Annotated in this window: 17 protein-coding genes; 13 read left to right on the top strand and 4 right to left on the bottom strand. The window is 70.7% G+C overall.

Annotated elements, in window-relative coordinates; genetic code table 11:
• The first annotated feature begins 5 nt into the window (after window positions 1-5).
• Both QRN26_RS05070 and QRN26_RS05065 read left to right on the top strand, forming a co-directional pair.
• Window positions 6-1,001 (top strand): aldo/keto reductase, encoded by a 996-nt coding sequence (locus QRN26_RS05070; protein ID WP_056009597.1) that lies wholly within the window; start codon window positions 6-8, stop codon window positions 999-1,001.
• Between the two features lie 110 nt (window positions 1,002-1,111).
• On the top strand, window positions 1,112-2,632 hold the full coding sequence (locus QRN26_RS05065; protein WP_285035640.1) for a glycosyltransferase family 39 protein: 1,521 nt from the start codon (window positions 1,112-1,114) through the stop codon (window positions 2,630-2,632).
• A 31-nt stretch (window positions 2,633-2,663) separates the two neighbouring features.
• Here QRN26_RS05065 and QRN26_RS05060 read toward each other — a convergent pair whose 3' ends face one another.
• Window positions 2,664-3,155 (bottom strand): MarR family winged helix-turn-helix transcriptional regulator, encoded by a 492-nt coding sequence (locus tag QRN26_RS05060; RefSeq protein ID WP_056009603.1) that lies wholly within the window; start codon window positions 3,153-3,155, stop codon window positions 2,664-2,666.
• Window positions 3,156-3,277: 122 nt separating this feature from the next.
• Between QRN26_RS05060 and QRN26_RS05055 the strand changes: the two genes are divergently transcribed.
• The 11 genes from QRN26_RS05055 (at window position 3,278) to QRN26_RS05005 (ending at window position 13,622) form a co-directional block, all read left to right on the top strand.
• Window positions 3,278-4,501 carry a TerC family protein gene (locus tag QRN26_RS05055; RefSeq protein WP_079704613.1) on the top strand — a complete coding sequence of 408 codons (1,224 nt, stop codon included), beginning with the start codon at window positions 3,278-3,280 and terminating at the stop codon, window positions 4,499-4,501.
• 129 nt (window positions 4,502-4,630) lie between these two features.
• On the top strand, window positions 4,631-5,221 hold the full coding sequence (locus QRN26_RS05050; protein ID WP_056009608.1) for a TerD family protein: 591 nt from the start codon (window positions 4,631-4,633) through the stop codon (window positions 5,219-5,221).
• A gap of 61 nt (window positions 5,222-5,282) precedes the next feature.
• Window positions 5,283-5,861, top strand: a complete 579-nt coding sequence (locus QRN26_RS05045) for a TerD family protein (RefSeq protein ID WP_285035636.1) — start codon at window positions 5,283-5,285, stop codon at window positions 5,859-5,861.
• A gap of 53 nt (window positions 5,862-5,914) precedes the next feature.
• A complete protein-coding gene (locus tag QRN26_RS05040) occupies window positions 5,915-7,126 on the top strand; it encodes a toxic anion resistance protein (protein ID WP_056009614.1) in 1,212 nt (403 codons plus the stop codon).
• A 48-nt stretch (window positions 7,127-7,174) separates the two neighbouring features.
• The gene (locus QRN26_RS05035) at window positions 7,175-7,690 is read left to right on the top strand and encodes a hypothetical protein (RefSeq protein ID WP_056009617.1); all 516 of its coding nucleotides are present in this window, start codon (window positions 7,175-7,177) and stop codon (window positions 7,688-7,690) included.
• Entirely contained in the window at window positions 7,690-8,241 is a 552-nt protein-coding gene (locus QRN26_RS05030) for a TerD family protein (protein WP_056009620.1), read from the top strand. The genes QRN26_RS05035 and QRN26_RS05030 overlap by 1 nt, the downstream gene beginning before the upstream one ends.
• A 3-nt stretch (window positions 8,242-8,244) precedes the next feature.
• Window positions 8,245-9,069 carry a hypothetical protein gene (locus QRN26_RS05025; protein WP_285035631.1) on the top strand — a complete coding sequence of 275 codons (825 nt, stop codon included), beginning with the start codon at window positions 8,245-8,247 and terminating at the stop codon, window positions 9,067-9,069.
• Between the two features lie 2 nt (window positions 9,070-9,071).
• Window positions 9,072-10,265, top strand: a complete 1,194-nt coding sequence (locus QRN26_RS05020; RefSeq protein ID WP_056779870.1) for an HpcH/HpaI aldolase/citrate lyase family protein — start codon at window positions 9,072-9,074, stop codon at window positions 10,263-10,265.
• Window positions 10,262-11,653, top strand: a complete 1,392-nt coding sequence (locus QRN26_RS05015; RefSeq protein ID WP_285035628.1) for a phosphoribosyltransferase domain-containing protein — start codon at window positions 10,262-10,264, stop codon at window positions 11,651-11,653. Before QRN26_RS05020 ends, QRN26_RS05015 begins: the two co-directional genes overlap by 4 nt.
• Window positions 11,650-12,804 carry a cysteine protease StiP family protein gene (locus QRN26_RS05010; RefSeq protein ID WP_162235751.1) on the top strand — a complete coding sequence of 385 codons (1,155 nt, stop codon included), beginning with the start codon at window positions 11,650-11,652 and terminating at the stop codon, window positions 12,802-12,804. The genes QRN26_RS05015 and QRN26_RS05010 overlap by 4 nt, the downstream gene beginning before the upstream one ends.
• The gene (locus tag QRN26_RS05005) at window positions 12,801-13,622 is read left to right on the top strand and encodes an HAD family hydrolase (protein WP_056779872.1); all 822 of its coding nucleotides are present in this window, start codon (window positions 12,801-12,803) and stop codon (window positions 13,620-13,622) included. The genes QRN26_RS05010 and QRN26_RS05005 overlap by 4 nt, the downstream gene beginning before the upstream one ends.
• A 42-nt stretch (window positions 13,623-13,664) precedes the next feature.
• On the opposite strand, the gene QRN26_RS05000 is transcribed toward QRN26_RS05005, so the two are convergent.
• The 3 genes from QRN26_RS05000 to mobA are packed head-to-tail and all read right to left on the bottom strand — an operon-like array spanning window position 13,665 to window position 15,950.
• Window positions 13,665-14,918 carry a molybdopterin molybdotransferase MoeA gene (locus QRN26_RS05000; RefSeq protein WP_285035625.1) on the bottom strand — a complete coding sequence of 418 codons (1,254 nt, stop codon included), beginning with the start codon at window positions 14,916-14,918 and terminating at the stop codon, window positions 13,665-13,667.
• The gene (locus tag QRN26_RS04995) at window positions 14,915-15,223 is read right to left on the bottom strand and encodes a DUF6457 domain-containing protein (RefSeq protein WP_056779876.1); all 309 of its coding nucleotides are present in this window, start codon (window positions 15,221-15,223) and stop codon (window positions 14,915-14,917) included. The genes QRN26_RS05000 and QRN26_RS04995 overlap by 4 nt, the downstream gene beginning before the upstream one ends.
• The gene (gene mobA / locus QRN26_RS04990; RefSeq protein ID WP_285035622.1) at window positions 15,213-15,950 is read right to left on the bottom strand and encodes a molybdenum cofactor guanylyltransferase; all 738 of its coding nucleotides are present in this window, start codon (window positions 15,948-15,950) and stop codon (window positions 15,213-15,215) included. The genes QRN26_RS04995 and mobA overlap by 11 nt, the downstream gene beginning before the upstream one ends.
• Between the last annotated feature and the right edge of the window lie 69 nt (window positions 15,951-16,019).

Raw genomic sequence — 16,019 nt, 5'->3', positions numbered from 1 at the left:
TCCCCATGCACACACGCACCCTCGGCACCAGCGGTCTCACGGTCTCGGCCATCGGCCTCGGCTGCATGAGCATGACCGGCGGCTACAGCGGCCGTCCCGACCGTGGCCCGATGATCGACCTGCTCCGCTCGGCCGTCGATCGCGGCGTCACCTTCTTCGACACCGCGGAGATCTACGGACCCCACCGCAACGAGGAACTCGTCGGCGAGGCACTGCGCCCGGTCCGGGACCAGGTCGTCATCGCCACCAAGTTCGCGAACCACGTCGACCCCGACACCCACACGGCGACGGGCCGCATGCTCCGCCCGGACGAGGTCGCGACGGCCGTCGACGGCTCGCTCCACCGCCTCGGCATCGACACGATCGACCTCTACTACCAGCACCGCGTGAACCCCGAGCACCCCATCGAGGAGTTCGCCGAGGCCGTCCGCGAGCTGATCTCGGCCGGGAAGGTCAAGCACTACGGCCTCTCCGAGGCGGCCGAGTCGACGATCCGGCGCGCGCACGCCGTCCAGCCGGTCACCGCAGTCCAGTCCGAGTACTCGCTCTGGTGGCGGCGCCCCGAGGAGGGCGTGCTCGCGGCCTGTGCGGAACTCGGCATCGGCTTCGTCCCGTTCAGCCCGCTCGGCAAGGGGTTCCTCACCGGCACGATCGACACGACGACCGGGTTCGAGGAGGGCAACGACCTGCGGGCCAGCATCCCCCGCTTCGCCCCGGAGGCCCTCCAGCAGAACCTGGCGCTGATGGAGGGCATCACGGAACTCGCCCGCGGACTCGACGCCACCCCGGCGCAGGTCGCGCTCGCCTGGCTCCTCGGTCGCGAGCCGTGGATCGTCCCGATCCCGGGGACGACGAAACCGCACCGCCTCGAGGAGAACCTCCGTGCAGCCGACCTCACCCTGAGCGAGGCCGACCTCCATGCGCTCACCGAGCGATCCGACTCGGTCCACATCGTCGGCGGGCGCTACCCGGACGAGCTCGAGGCGCAGACGAACCGCTGATCCGGCTGCGCTGGTGAGCCGGGCGCCCTCACAGGGATCTCTCTGCTGCCGTTCATCCGCGCGGCGGACGATGGGCCGACGCGTCAGGTGGTCGCGTCCGAGGAGAAGCCATGACCGCGACGATCACCGTGCCGACAGGACGCCCGCAGGAACGCTGGGGCATGCTCCGCGCGCGTCTCGCCGGCCGGGCGATCGCCCCGCTCGTCGGCGTGTTCGCCACGGTCGTCTCGCTCATCGGGATCGGCACCCCGTCGTACTGGGGCGATGAGGCGGCGAGCGTCCTCGCAGCGGAGCGTCCGCTCCCGGTGATGTTCGGGATGATCGGCCACATCGACGCCGTGCACGGGCTCTACTACCTGTTCCTGCACGTCTGGACCGGCGCCTTCGGAACCGCGGAAGCCGCCACGAGGATCCCCAGTGCGATCGGCGTCGGCCTCGCGGCGGCCGGCGTCGTGGTGCTCGCGCGGTCACTCTTCACCCCGGCGGTCGGCGTCACCGCCGGACTGCTCTTCGCCGTCATCCCGCAGGTGACGCGGATGGGTGCGGAGACGCGCTCGTACGCGCTGGGGATGGCGGCGGTCGTCTGGCTGACGGTGTGGTTCGTCTCCCTCGTCCGCCGCCGGTCGACCTCGCGCCGCAGCTGGGCGTTGTTCGCCGTCGCGAGCGCCGCCTCGATGTACCTGTTCCTCTACCTCGCCATGCTCCTGATCGTCCACGCCGCCTGGATGCTCCTGCAGCGCCCCGGACGCGCCGTGGTCCGGGCGTGGGCCTGGTCGCTCGCCGGGGCGCTGCTCCTCGGCGTCCCCATCGTGATCGCCGGGATCGCGCAGCGGGGGCAGATCGCGTTCCTCGGGCGGCGCGACTACGCGACCCCGGAGTCGGTGTTCATCGGCCAGTGGTTCCAGGAACCCGTCTTCGCCGCCGTCGCCTGGGCGCTCATCGTCCTCGCCCCGATCGGCGTCCTCACGATGCGACGCGCCGTCGGTGAGCGCCGAGGGCTCGCGATGGTCGCCGTCTGGGCACTCGCCCCGACCGTCCTGCTCATCGTCGGCAACGCCCTCGTGACCCCGATGTACAACCTCCGCTACGTCACCTTCTGCGTGCCGGCCGTCGCGATCATGATGGCGCTCGGACTCCGGACGCTCGTCGGGCTCCTCCCGGCGCGCGCGGACCGTGCCGTGGCGACCGCCGTCGGCGTCGTCCTCGTCATGGCCGTCGCGGTCCCGGTCCTCGTGACGCAACGCGGGCCGTTCGCGAAGGACGACGGGAGCGACCTCCGACAGACCGCCGAGGTCGTCCAGGCGCACGCGTCGCCGGGCGACGCCGTCGTGTTCGATCAGTCGGTGAAGCCCTCGCGGCAGTCCCGACTCGCCATCGACCTGTACCCGGAGGCGTTCACCGGCCTCGACGACGTGGCGCTCGTGGAGAGCTACCGCGAGCGACCCGAGCTGGCCGACCTCGCCGCCCCGTTGGCGGACCTCCACGACAAGCTCGCCGGCCACCCGCGGGTCTGGGCGGTGGAGGGCTCTGACGCGGCTCCGGACGTCGCCGACCTCGAAGCGCTCGGGTACCGGGTCGAGCGGGTCTTCCCGGTGCACCGCAGCACGGTGTACGAGCTGGTGCGCGACTGACGCGTCAGCGACTCCGCGTCGACGGACCGCGTCAGCGACTCGCGTTGTGCTGGGACACCGCGTCGCTGACCCAGGAGAACTCGTCGACGAACCGCGACAGGAGCCGGGCGAGTTCGGTGCGGTCGCGCTCGCTCCACTTGCCGACGAGCGTGTTGTAGACCTGCTGGGCCGCCTGCCGGTGCCGGTCGAGGGCGATCCGGCCCTCCTCGGTGGCGCTCACGAGGACGGCGCGGCGGTCGCTCGGGTCGGTCACGCGCTCGACGAGCCCGCCCTGCTCGAGGCGGCGGACCTCGGCGGTGGCGGTCGACTTGTCGACGGACATCCAGCCGGCGACGGCGGACATGCGGATCGGCCCGGCCGAGAGCACGTAGTCGAGGAGCCAGGCGTCGGTGCTCGTGAGTGCCGCGCCGTCGGCGTCGTGCAGCGTCCGTCGGTTGTCGGCCCGGCTCGACCAGCGCGACACCGTCGCGAGCGAGGCTTCGATGACCGCACCGGCGTCGTCTGGGCCGAGATCCTCGCTCATAGCTGAATTCTTTCTGAATACGGGCGTTCGGGTGTTCGTTGGACCATACCAACTATATAGTGGGACAGCACCAACTAACCCTCAACTGTCCCCCACCTCGAGCGCTGCGGAGAACACAGCCCATGGAAATCCCCGGATACGTCTGGCTGCTGACGATCGTCGGCATTCTGGCCCTCCTCGCCTTCGACTTCATCTTCCACGTGCGCAAGGCCCACGAGCCGACGCTGCCGGAAGCCGCGAAGTGGTCGGCCCTCTACGTCGGCATCGCCATCGTCTTCGGCCTCGGCGTCCTCTTCTTCGGCGGTGGCACGCTCGGATCCGAGTACTTCGCCGGCTACATCACGGAGAAGGCCCTGTCGGTCGACAACCTCTTCGTCTTCCTCATCATCATGTCGAGCTTCCGCGTCCCGCGGGCCGACCAGCAGAAGGTGCTCCTCTTCGGCATCGTCTTCGCCCTCATCGCGCGCACCGGCTTCATCTTCCTCGGTGCCGCCGCGGTCAACGCCTGGTCCTGGCTGTTCTACATCTTCGGTGCGTTCCTCATCTTCACGGCGATCAAGCTCCTCCGCCCGGAAGAGGAGAGCGACGACGCGAACAACTTCGTCATCCGTCTCGCCAAGCGTCTCTTCAAGACCACGGACCGCTACGACGGCGACAAGCTCGTCACCATCGAGAACGGCAAGAAGGTCCTCACGCCGATGCTGCTCGTCATGGTCGCCATCGGGGGCACCGACCTGCTCTTCGCGCTCGACTCGATCCCCGCGATCTTCGGCCTCACGCAGAACCCGTACATCGTCTTCACCGCGACGGCGTTCTCGCTCCTCGGCCTCCGTCAGCTCTACTTCCTCATCGACGGCCTGCTCGACCGCCTCATCTTCCTCAGCTACGGCCTGGCGGCGATCCTCGGCTTCATCGGTGTGAAGCTCGTCCTGCACGCGCTGCACGAGAACACCCTGCCGTTCCTCAACGGTGGCGAGCACATCCCGGTGTTCGAGATCAGCACGGGCCTGTCGCTCATCGTCATCATCGGCATCCTGACCGTCACGGTCCTCGCCTCGCTCCTCAGCCCGGCCGGTCGTGCGCACACGATCATCAGCGACGCCCGCACCCAGGCGAAGAAGATCGTCGACCACGCCGACTCCCCGGAGGACATCCCGGACGGACACCACGTGGACGAGGTCGAACTCGAGACGAGCTACACCCGCATGGTCGAGCGCCAGAAGTCCTTCGCGAACCTGAAGCCCAAGCACCAGGCGAAGGCGGCCGACGACGAGGAGCTCCAGCGGCTGCTCGCCCGGGCCCACGAGCTGCAGGCGAAGAGCTCCGATTCGCGCGGTCTGCTCTGAACGGACCGGGAATCCGGGCGTTCACCTCGCTGAACCGATAACGTTGACGTGCGCTCCCAGCTTCGGCCGGGGGCGCACGTCGGACACCTCACCACCCGCAACACGATGATGCATCTAGGAGACGGAACCATGGGTCTGAGTCTGGAAAAGGGCCAGTCGCTCTCACTGACGAAGCAGGACGGTGGCGCACTCACGCGGATCCGTCTGGGCCTCGGCTGGGACGGCGTCGCACCGGTGAAGCGCGGCCTCTTCGGTCGCTCCTCCGCCCCCGACATCGACCTCGACGCCTCGGCGATCTTCTTCGACGCGACCGGCAAGGTGCTCGACACCATCTGGTTCCAGCAGCTCGCCAGCAAGGACGGCTCGGCCACCCACACCGGCGACAACCTCACGGGTGCGGGCGACGGCGACGACGAGACGATCCTCGTCGACCTCTCGAAGGTGGCCCCGTCCGTCCAGCAGATCGTCTTCGTGATCAGCAGCTACAGCCGCCAGACCTTCGACACCGTGCAGAACGCGTTCAGCCGCATCATCGACGACTCGACCCCCGGCTCGCCCGAGGTCGCCCGCTACCAGCTGACCGACTCCGGCCCGCACACCGCGATGATCATCTCGAAGGTGTCGCGCGAGGGCAACGGCTGGGCGTTCAAGGCGATCGGCGAGCGCGCGAACGGCCGCTCCGTCATGGACCTCCTCGGCCCCGCCGCCCAGGTCCTCTAGCACCACCCCCAGCAGTCCCCGGCGCCTCAGCGCGTGTTCCATCGAAGGAGAAGCGATCACCATGGCAGGACTCAGCCTCGAAAAGGGCAACAACCTCTCGCTCACCAAGACCAGCCCGGGCCTCACGGTCGCGACGGTCGGCCTCGGCTGGGACCCGCGCACCACGAGCGGTGAGGCCTTCGACCTCGACGCCTCGGCCCTGCTCATCGGAGCAGACAGCAAGGTGCGCTCCTCGGCGGACTTCATCTTCTACAACCAGCCCGCGGCCGCGGACGGCTCCGTGAAGCACCTCGGCGACAACCGCACGGGCGACGGTGCCGGCGACGACGAGCAGATCTCCGTCGACCTGAACGCGGTCGCGGCCGACGTCGAGCGCGTGGTCATCGCCGTGTCGATCGACAAGGCCGACGAGCGTCGCCAGAACTTCGGACAGGTGCGCGGCGCGTACTGCCGCGTCGTCGACCAGGACGGCACGGAGATCGTGCGCTTCGACCTCAGCGAGGACGCGGCCCCCGAGACCGCCATGCTGTTCTCCGAGCTCTACCGCAACGGATCCGAGTGGAAGTTCAAGGCCCTCGGCCAGGGCTACACCACCGGTCTCGCCGGCATCGCCGGTGACTTCGGCGTCCAGCTCGGCTGAGCGCCCGACGCACCCCATCACGAGCAGCCACACACGAGAGCAAGGTCGAAGCCATGAGCACGCCACTCACTCCGCCGGACGCCAACGATCAGGCCGCAGCCTCCCTCGTCCTGCACGCACCGGACGCACCGGACGTCGTGCAGGCCGAAGAGGCACCTGGCATGGTCCCGGTCCCCGCTGAACGCCAGACCGAGATCCAGCAGCAGGCGCGGTCCTTCGTGACCGAGGTGGCGACGCTCGACCCGCGGTCCCCCGAGTTCACGCAGAAGATCGAGGGGATCAACCAGATCGGCGGCAAGGAGATGGTGCAGTCCAGCGGCTACTCCTCCCGCATGCTCGAACGATCCTCGACCTCGGTGGCCGGCGCGAAGCGTTCCGGTGACAGCGCGCAGATCAAGGTCGCGACGACGCTCGGCGACCTCCGCAGCACCGTCGAGGACCTGACGCCGAACCAGGCCGACCTCGGCGTGGGCCGGAAGATCCTCGGCTTCATCCCGGGTGGCAACAAGCTCGCGAAGTACTTCCAGAAGTACGAGTCCGCGCAGACCCAGCTCGACAAGATCATCAAGTCGCTCATGGCCGGCCAGGACGAGCTCCTCAAGGACAACGCCGCACTCGCCGGCGAGAAGGTCCAGCTGTGGGAGACGATGCAGGCGCTCAGTGAGTACGCCGTCTTCGCGAAGGCGCTCGACGCCGCGTGTGTCGAGAAGATCGACCAGGCGCGTTCCGCCGGCCGTGTCGAGGAGGCGCAGAAGCTCGAGGCCGACGTCCTGTTCCCCGTGCGTCAGCGCCACCAGGACATCCTCACGCAGCTGGCCGTGTCGGTGCAGGGCTACCTCGCGATGGACCTCATCCGGAAGAACAACCTCGAACTCATCAAGGGTGTCGACCGGGCCCGCACCACGACGATCGCCGCCCTGCGGACCGCCGTCATCGTCGCCCAGGCGCTCGCGAACCAGAAGATGGTCCTCGATCAGATCGACGCGATCAACACCACGACGAACAACATGATCCTGCAGACCAGCGAGATGCTGAAGGACCAGACGACGCGGATCCACCAGCAGGCCTCCACCGCCGGCGTCAGCGTCGACACCCTGCAGCGCGCGTTCGACAACGTGTTCCAGACCATGGACGCGATCGACACCTTCCGTGCCGAAGCCGCGAAGAACATGGAGGGCACGGTCACCGCTCTGGAGTCCGGTCTCGAGAAGGCGAAGCCGTACCTCGAGCGCAGCCGTCAGGCTGAGCAGCGCGAACTCCGCTAGTCTCGGCTCGCTGCGAGGTCAGGGCGCTGAGGACGAGGGGGACGAGAGATGGCATTCGGACGATTGCTGAACGCACTGCGGACCGGTGGGACCGATCCGCTGGGCGTCGTCGACGCCGCACCGGCACCGGTGGGCGAGACGGAGGACGAAGCGACCGCCCGGCACCTCGACGAGCTCCGTGACTCGGTGCGCTCCGTGGGGCGCGACCTCCCGACGCTGCTCACCTCGCAGCTGCGGCAGATCGACGACCAGCTGCGGCTCGTGGTCGCGACGATCGCCGAGCAGGGCGCCTCGACGGAGCAGCGGGTGCTGCTCGACGCGATGATCACCGACTACCTGCCGACGCCGCTGCGCTCGTTCCTCGCCCTTCCCGCCGAGGACCGCGGCGACGACTCCCGCAGCACGATCGTCTTCGCACGGCAGTTGGAGCTCATCGAGGAGACCATCCGCGACCTCCTCAACCAGATCCGCATCGGCGCGATCGCCGAACTCTCCACCCACGGCCGGTTCCTCTCCGACAAGTTCCAGGAGCCCGACGCCGGGCTCGTGCTGGGCGGGCACTGATGGCCTCGCTCGTCGCGGGCGCGAACGCCGCGCTGACCGCTGAGAACCCCGGTCTCGACAAGCTCCTCATCGGGTTCGGTTGGGACGTCATCGCGAGCCGCGGCCCGCAGAGTGAACCCGTGCCGCTGGCGATCATGTGCGGCGACGACGGCAAGGCGCTCTCCGACGACCACCTCGTGTTCTTCAACCAGGTCGAGAGCCAGGACGGTGCGGTCACCTTCGCATCCGAGGCCGACGACGAGGAGATCGACGTCGACCTGTCCCGCGTGCCGGACGCGGTCACGAAGATCGCGTTCCTGCTGTACATCGACCCCGACGTCCGGGGGCCCGGGGACTTCTCCCCCGTCCGCTCCGCCTTCGTGCGCGTCGCGACCGCCGACGACCGCGAGCTCGTGCGTTTCGACATCCCGATGTCGGAGGTGCGCTCCAGCCAGGCGCTGCTGCTCGCCGAGCTGTACCGGCACCGCGACGACTGGAAGTTCCGCGCCCTCGGCCAGGGCTACGCCGGCGGGCTCGCCGGTGTCGCGCGCGACTTCCGAATCGACCTCTGAGCCGTGCCGCTCAACACCTCCCCGGTGCGACGGGACATCGACTACCTCCGCCGTCGGGTGAAGCCGCGGCCTGAGCCCGTCGTGGCCGCGCCCGAGGCACAGCTGGCACCGGCCGCGCCGTCGGCCGCTGCACCGTCGACCGGACTCACACTCGGCGGGCCGTCGAGCCCTGCGGCGACGACCCCGGCACCGGCGGCTCCGGCCCCGACGCCGCCGTCCGCGCCATCGACTGGACTCACACTCGGCGGCGGCTCGTCACCCGCTCCGTCCACTCCATCGGCACGCCCTGCCGCTCCCGCAGCGCCGAGCACGCCGCAGCCGTTCCCCGCACCGACGGCGGAGGAGGTCCGCGTCCTCGACGACGAGACCCCACTCGTGCGGTTGGACCCACGGCAGTCGGCGATCGGCAGCCTGATCGTCGGCGGTGCGACGGCCATCGTCTGGGAGACCGTCGACCGCGTCACGGGTGTCGCTTCGGCCGACGGCGGAGCCGACGGGACACCGGTGACGACGCCCGGCAACCGACCGCTCCTGGGCTTCGACGGCGGCGACGCGATCCTCGCGCTCCGCCACGTGCACCTCATCCGACGCGCGCTGTTCGTCGGAACGGCGGGACAGCCGCTCACGGTGCAACTCTTCGACGACGAGAACTTCGCCGCCGCCGACGAGGCGGGCGGCGTGCCGGTCGTCTCCCTGCTCCGCATCGGCTCCCGTCTCGAGCTGCGCCTCGAACCACTTCCAGCAGACATCCCCCTCAAGACGCTTGTCCGGCAGTTCGGCTTCGAGCCGACGCCGTACGTCGTCGGCCGCGAACCCCGGAGACGATGACCATGCGCCACTTCAGCTACGTGGACGACAAGCGCGCCGCGAAACTGTTCCACAAGCTCCCCGAGCCCATCAGCATCGACTCGCCTCCCGAGCATCTCGCCGCCGCGCTGGGCGCCACGCTGTACAGCCCTGGCACGCGCACCACCCTGGCGAAGGACGTCGTGAAGCAGGCGAAACACGGCTGCCTGAGCATGGTCCTGTGCCTCGAGGACTCGGTCCCCGACGACGCGGTCGAGGTCGCCGAGACGAACGTCGCGGAAGCGATGCAGCAGCTCGCCGCCAAGCGTGCGGGGTCCAAGCGCCTCGTGCTGCCGCTGCTCTTCATCCGCGTCCGCACGCCGGAGCAGCTCGAGCGGGTCGCCGGCATGCTCGGTCCCGGCCTCGACCTGCTGAGCGGCTTCGTCATCCCCAAGTACGAGAACAGCGACGGGGTGGCCGACCGCTTCTTCGAGGCACTCGGCCGGGTGCAGCGCGAATACGGCCAGGACGGCTCGAACGGCGCTCGACGACTCCGCGTCATGCCGATCCTCGAATCGCCGCGGATGATCCACCGCGAGACCCGCGACGACACGCTCTCCGGCATCGTCGACGTCACGAAGGCCCACCGCGAGGACGTGCTCGCCGTCCGGATCGGCGCCACCGACCTCTCGAGCGCCTTCTCACTCCGGCGCTCCCGCGACCTCACCGTGTACGACGTGAAGCTCGTCTCCTCGGTCATCGCCGACGTCGTCAACGTCTTCGGTCGCCCGGGCGACGACTTCGTCATCACCGGAACCGTGTGGGAGCACTTCCAGACGGCAGAGCGCCTCATGCGCCCGCAGTTGCGCATGACCCCGTTCCAGGACGCCAACGAGGCCCAGCTGCGGCAGAAGCTACTGCTGAAGGGCCTCGACGGTCTCATCCGCGAGATCGCCCTCGACCAGGCGAACGGCTTACTCGGCAAGACGGTCATCCACCCGAGCCACGTGCCGGTCGTCCACGCGATGTCGGTCGTGAGCCACGAGGAGTACGTCGACGCGCTGTCCGTGGTGGGCGACGTCGGCGGCGGGGCGAACGCCTCGCCGTACCGGAACAAGATGAACGAGATGAAACCGCACCAGGCGTGGGCGCGGAAGACCCTGCTGCGCGCCGAGGCCTTCGGGGTGGCGGCGGAGGAGACGACCTTCGTCGACCTCCTCGAGACGAGCATGCGGTGACGGTCTGGACGGGCGGCTTCGTCAGCGAGGCCGTGGGCATCCGCCTGCGCTCGGACGAGGCCCGGAGCCTGATCCCCGTGGAGGACCTCGTCGGGCTGGCCCTCCGTGACAACCCGAAGCGCGCGCAGCTGCTCGTCTCGACGGTGCTCGCCAAACACGTCCCGACGGTGCCGGCGCTCGCCCTCGCGGCGGGTGAGCTCCTCGGCCTCCTCGTCCGGTGCGCGCTCGACGGCACCGAACCGGACCCGGCCCCGTTCGAGACGGTCGCGCGGCTCGTCGCTCGTCGCGGCCGGCCGGACACCACCGGGCTCGCCGAGCTCCGCGCCGTCCGACAGCAGCTGGCCGGCCTCCGCGACGCGGCGCCGGAGCCAGGCTCCGAGCTCGTCACCATCGGATACGCCGAGACGGCCACCGGGCTCGGCCACGTCGTCGCCGACGCCCTCCGCTCGCCCTACCTCCACTCGACGCGCCACGAGGAGGACGCCCCCTTCACACCCTTCGAGGAGGAGCACTCCCACGCGAGCGACCACCGGCTGTACCCGAGCGATCCCGACTGGGCCACCGCCGGCGGGACGACGGTGCTCGTGGACGACGAGCTGAGCACCGGCCGAACGGTCCGGAACACCATCACCGCGCTCCACGCCACCACCCCGCAGTCCCGGTGGGTCGTCGCCGCCCTGATCGACCTCCGATCCGAGGAGGACCGGCGGGCGTTCGACGAGCTCGCCGCCCGACTCGGCACGACGATCTCCGTGGTGGCACTCGGCGCGGGTGCCGTCGACCTCCCCCACGACGTGCTCTCGCTCGCGCGACAGGTCATCGACGCCGCACCGTCGGCCGCCGTCGCCGACCGGGTCGCCGGAGTGGTCGACGTCGTCGACGCCACCGACCTCCCGCCGGTGCGGAGCGCCCGGTTCGGCACCGCCGGCCGGTTCGACGAGGCGGTGATCCGGGCGGTCGCCGAACGGGTCCTGCCGTCCCTCCCCGCCGGCGAGGTCCTCGTCCTCGGCTCCGAGGAGTTCATCGCGGTGCCGCTCGTCGTCGCCGACCAGCTCGACGAGGCTCGCGGGGCAACCCGTTTCTCGACCACCACGAGGTCGCCCATCGCGGTGATCGACCGCCACGACTACGCCGTCGCGAGCGCCGTGTCCTTCACGAGCCACGACCGCACCATCGACGGCCGTGGCCCCCGGTTCGCCTACAACCTCTCGCGCGGCGGGTCCCGCTTCGCGGCGGTGGTCCTGTTCCCCGAACCGGGTGCCGACCGCGAGCTGCTGCTCGAACCCGGTGGCGTCGTCGAGGCGCTCCGGACCGTCACCGACGTCGTCCTCCTCGTCCTGCTCGCCGAATCCGTCCCCACCCCAGCCGAATGGAACCCCGCACCGTGACCATCGACGCCGCCGCCCTGCCCGAGCCGCTCACCGGCCCCGATTTCGGGTCGTACGACGCGAGCGAGGTGCAGTGGCTCCTCACCGACCTCGGCGACACCCGCCTCGAAGCCGACGCGTCCGAACGCGAGGCCGCGATCCAGAGCGGTCGCGCGCACTACGCCGAGTCGCTGCCCATCGAGTACCTGCCCTCGCCCGAGTACGAGGAGCTGTACCGGGACGCCCTCGTGCGGTCGAGCCGTCGCCTCGCCGTGGCCGTCGGCGTCGTCACGGACCTCGTCCTGGCGTCCCGCGCGAACCGGCCCGTGCTCGTGTCGCTCGCCCGCGCCGGGACGCCCATCGGCATCCTCATGCGCCGCTGGGCGAAGGAGGTCCGAGGGATCGACGCCCCGCACTACACGATGAGCATCGTCCGCGGCGTCGGGGTCGACGGGACGGCGCTGCGGTACCTCGCCGCCCACCACGACCCCGAGCAGATCGCCTTCATCGACGGCTGGACCGGCAAGGGCGCCATCGCACGTGAACTCACGGAGGCGCTGGAGCTGTTCGCCCAGACCGACGGTGTCCGATTCTCCGACGAGCTGGCGGTCCTCGCCGACCCGGGCCACTGCGTCCCCGTGTACGGCACCCGCGACGACTACCTCATCCCCTCGGCCTGCCTGAACTCCACCGTCTCCGGGCTCGTCTCACGCACCGTCTACAACCGCGAGCTCCTCTCCGACGACCAGTTCCACGGCGCCAAGTTCTACCGGGAGTTGAGCAGCCACGACGTCTCCGGAGCCTTCCTCGACGCCGTGTCGGGCCGCTTCTCCGAGGTGCTCGACGATGTCGCCGCCGGCGTGCAGGAGGCCTCCACGGCCGACCGTGAGCCGAGTTGGATCGGGTGGGCCGCCGTCGAGCGCATCCGCGAGCAGTACGACATCCCGAGCGTCAACCTGGTGAAGCCTGGCGTCGGCGAGACCACGCGCGTCCTCCTCCGCCGGGTGCCGTGGAAGGTGCTCGTGTCGCCCGACGCCCTCGACGACGTGGCGCACGTACTCCTCCTCGCCGAACAACGCGGGGTGCCGGTCGAGGTCGTGCCCGGCCTGCCCTACAGCTGCGTCGGGCTCATCAACCCGCTGAGCGACGCCGCCGCCGGAGACGCCCAGTGAGCGCGCTCGTCGCCTGCGACCTCGACCGCACCCTCATCTACTCGCCGAAGGCGTTCTGGCTCGAGACCCCGGACCCGGAGGCGCCGTCGATCGTCGTCTCGGAACTCTGGAACGGCGTCCCGATCTCGTTCATGACGCGCGAATCGGAGCGTCTGCTGATCGAGCTGCGGACGCAGGCCGTGTTCATGCCGGTCACGACCAGGACCGTGGCGCAGTACCAGCGGGTGCAGTTGCCGGGCGGCGCCCCTGATTACGCGATCACGAGCAACGGTGGCGAGATCCTCGTCGACGGGGTCCCCGACGCCGACTGGCGTGAGCGCGTGCGGACGCACCTCACCGACCACACCGCACCACTCGACGAGGCGCTCGCGCGATTCGAGGAGCTGGCGTCGCCGACGTGGATCCACAAGACGAACGTCGCGGACGCGCTGTTCTTCTACTCGATCGTCGAACGCGACGCGATCCCCGCAGGCTGGTTGGAACAGGTCGAGCAGGAGTGCGAGCGACTCGGGTGGACGGTGTCCCTGCAGGGGCGCAAGCTCTACTGCGTGCCGCGGACGCTCACGAAGCACGACGCCGTCAGCGAGGTCGCGCGCCGACTCGACGGCCCGCTCGTCCTCGCCGCCGGAGACTCCCTCCTCGACCAGTCGATGCTCGAGACCGCCGACCTCGCGTTCCGGCCGGCCCATGGCGAACTCGACGACGAGGGGTTCGCGCTCGACACCCTCACCGTCACCGGGCGACGTGGCATCCTCGCCGGCGAGGAGCTGCTCCGGCTCATGACGGCCGCGGCGCAGGGCGGACGAGCGATCCGCTGATCCGCTGATCCGCTGACCGCCGATCTCTGGCCCGGCCTGCCGCTACCAGGGCAGGTCGAGGGACGGCACCACCGTGCCCGCCGCCGCGCCGGTGCCCGGGTGCACGAGTACGCCGTCGGCGTCGGCCAGGCCACGGAGCATGGCGGCTCCGTGCCACGGTGACGGCTCTGCGGTGACGGCCGCCGAGTCGGCGTCGAGCACCGCCCGGTACGGACGCAGCACCGTCTCGGAGCGGGTCGGGTCGACGGGAGACGCGAGCACCACTGGCCGGAGGGGCGGCAGCCCGAGCCCCTGCTGGCCGGCGAGCAGCGGCTGCACCAGGGTGAGGACGCTGAGCAACGCCGCGAGCGGATTGCCCGGCAAGCCGACGACGAGCCGGCCGTCCGGCAGCCTTGCGAGCAGTGCCGGACCGCCGGGGCGCACCTCGACACCGTCGACGAGGAACTCCGCTCCCGCATCACGCAGGAGGGCGCGGACGTGGTCGGCTCGCGAGCCGCCCGTCCCACCGGTGGTGACGATGACCTCGCCTGCCCGACGGGCGGGTGGCTCGGTGAGCGCGGTGGTGCCGAGCGTCGTGGTGCCGAGCGCCTCGGCCGTTGCGGAGGCGTCGTCGCGCACCCGGACACTCGAGGTGACGACGCCGCCGAGCGACGCGATCACCCCCGGCAGCGACGGGCCGAAACTGTCGCGCACGAACCCTGCGCCGGGCACCCCGCTCGTCACGACCTCGTCACCGGTGAGGACGAGTCGGACCTTCGGCCGCGGCACCACCGGCACCCGGTCGAAACCGCCGCCGGCCGCGACCGCGAGGTGCACGGGGCCGAGCCGGGTGCCCTGGTCCAGCAGGATCGTCCCCGCCGGTGATTCCGTCCCGGCGTTCCGGATGTGGCGCCCCGCTGCCGGTTCGTCGCGCGGAGCCTGCGGGGAGAGACCGAGTCGGAGCGCGTCGGCGGTCTCCTCCACGACGCCGTGTTCCCGCTGCAGGACGGCGACGGCACCGGTCGGGATGAGCCCGCCGGTCAGGACCTCGACCGCGGTGCCGACCTCCAGGCCGACCGAGCGCGCGCGCTCCGCAGCGGCCCCACGGACCAGCTCCCAGGGCCCTGCGCCGGCGACGGCCCACCCGTCCATCGCCGAGGAGGCGTAGTGCGGGATCGCGATGGGCGACACGAGTGGCGCGGCGAGGACGTGGCCGAGCGCGGTGATGAGCTCGACGCTGTCGACGACCTGCGATCGCTGCTCGACCCCGGCCGCGTGGGCGATGCGGCGGGCGTCCGACCACGACGACCTCGTCATGCCGTGCCGCCGGTGTCGGGAGTATCGCTGTCGGGTTCGTCGGACGCCGCGGCGGCCAGCCGTTCGACCGCCGCCGTCGCCGCCTGCGCGACGGCTGTCGGGTCGGCCCCGGCCGCGACGGCCTTCCCGACGGCGATGCCGACGAGGTAGGTGGTGAGCGGTGCGGCAGGACGACGGACCGCGTGGGCAGCGGTGCCGGCGAGCCCCAGGACGGCGTCGATGTCGACCGGGACGTCACCGAGGTCGAGCGCCTCGGACACCCGGTCGCTCCACTCGGCGAGGACGGCGTGCAGGTCATCGGTCATGGGGACTCCTCGGGGGGCTGGACGTGGTGGTGGACGCGGGATCCGTCGGAGCCGGCGTCGTCGGCGTATCGCTCGCGACGACGCCCAGCTCGGCCGCGTCGGCCCAGGTGTCGACGTCGGCAGAGCCGCCCTCGGGGACGGCGACGCGTCGGAGGTCGAGTCCGGACAGGAGGTGACGCACGGCGACCCCCGTGAGATCGCCGCTCGGCTGCGCAGCCTGCAGCTCGGCCACCCGACGCTCGAGCGCGTCGCTCCGGTACACGCCGAGCAGCGGCTGGTCGCGGCCACCCGCGTCGACCGCGATCCAACCGTCGACGTCTGGTTCCTGGGCGGTCGCGAGCGCCGCGGTCTCGAGGATGACGGCGAGCGCCGGGGCCGCGCCAGGCATGTCGCAGGCGAGGACGGCGACGCCCCTCGACAAGCTCGGGGACCGGAGGTTTCGAGTGGGCTGGGGCTCGTGGAGCGCGTGCAAGCCCGCGGCGATGGCGGCGGCGGGACCACCGAAGGCGGGGTGCTCGCGGACGAATCGGACGGGCTCGGTCGTCTCAGCGACGGGCTCGGCCGTCTCGGCATCGGGTCCGACGACCACGATCGTCCCGTCGGTGAGACGTGCGGCCTCGATCGCGAGCTGGAGCAGCGTCCGTCCGTCGTGCAGCAGCGAGGCCTTCGCGACCCCGCCGAGGCGGGACGACCGCCCTCCCGCGAGGATGATCGCGTCGACGGGCATGGCACCAGCCTAGGCCGCTCGTCAGCCTCACCGGCGGCTGCGGATCCGGTGAGGCACCTTGCCCTCGTC

This window comes from Plantibacter sp. ME-Dv--P-095, assembly GCF_030209365.1.
Classification (GTDB): domain Bacteria; phylum Actinomycetota; class Actinomycetes; order Actinomycetales; family Microbacteriaceae; genus Plantibacter.
This window is presented reverse-complemented; position numbering and strand designations above follow the sequence as displayed.

Bases quoted from the DNA above. Each gene is read 5' to 3' on its own strand.
- QRN26_RS05060 (WP_056009603.1), bottom strand. From the start codon at position 3,155: ATGAGCGAGGATCTCGGCCCAGACGACGCCGGTGCGGTCATCGAAGCC.
- QRN26_RS05070 (WP_056009597.1), top strand. From the start codon at position 6: ATGCACACACGCACCCTCGGCACCAGCGGTCTCACGGTCTCGGCCATC.
- QRN26_RS05050 (WP_056009608.1), top strand. From the start codon at position 4,631: ATGGGTCTGAGTCTGGAAAAGGGCCAGTCGCTCTCACTGACGAAGCAG.
- mobA (WP_285035622.1), bottom strand. From the start codon at position 15,950: ATGCCCGTCGACGCGATCATCCTCGCGGGAGGGCGGTCGTCCCGCCTC.
- QRN26_RS05030 (WP_056009620.1), top strand. From the start codon at position 7,690: ATGGCCTCGCTCGTCGCGGGCGCGAACGCCGCGCTGACCGCTGAGAAC.
- QRN26_RS05020 (WP_056779870.1), top strand. From the start codon at position 9,072: ATGCGCCACTTCAGCTACGTGGACGACAAGCGCGCCGCGAAACTGTTC.
- QRN26_RS05045 (WP_285035636.1), top strand. From the start codon at position 5,283: ATGGCAGGACTCAGCCTCGAAAAGGGCAACAACCTCTCGCTCACCAAG.
- QRN26_RS05055 (WP_079704613.1), top strand. From the start codon at position 3,278: ATGGAAATCCCCGGATACGTCTGGCTGCTGACGATCGTCGGCATTCTG.
- QRN26_RS05040 (WP_056009614.1), top strand. From the start codon at position 5,915: ATGAGCACGCCACTCACTCCGCCGGACGCCAACGATCAGGCCGCAGCC.
- QRN26_RS05065 (WP_285035640.1), top strand. From the start codon at position 1,112: ATGACCGCGACGATCACCGTGCCGACAGGACGCCCGCAGGAACGCTGG.
- QRN26_RS05035 (WP_056009617.1), top strand. From the start codon at position 7,175: ATGGCATTCGGACGATTGCTGAACGCACTGCGGACCGGTGGGACCGAT.
- QRN26_RS04995 (WP_056779876.1), bottom strand. From the start codon at position 15,223: ATGACCGATGACCTGCACGCCGTCCTCGCCGAGTGGAGCGACCGGGTG.
- QRN26_RS05000 (WP_285035625.1), bottom strand. From the start codon at position 14,918: ATGACGAGGTCGTCGTGGTCGGACGCCCGCCGCATCGCCCACGCGGCC.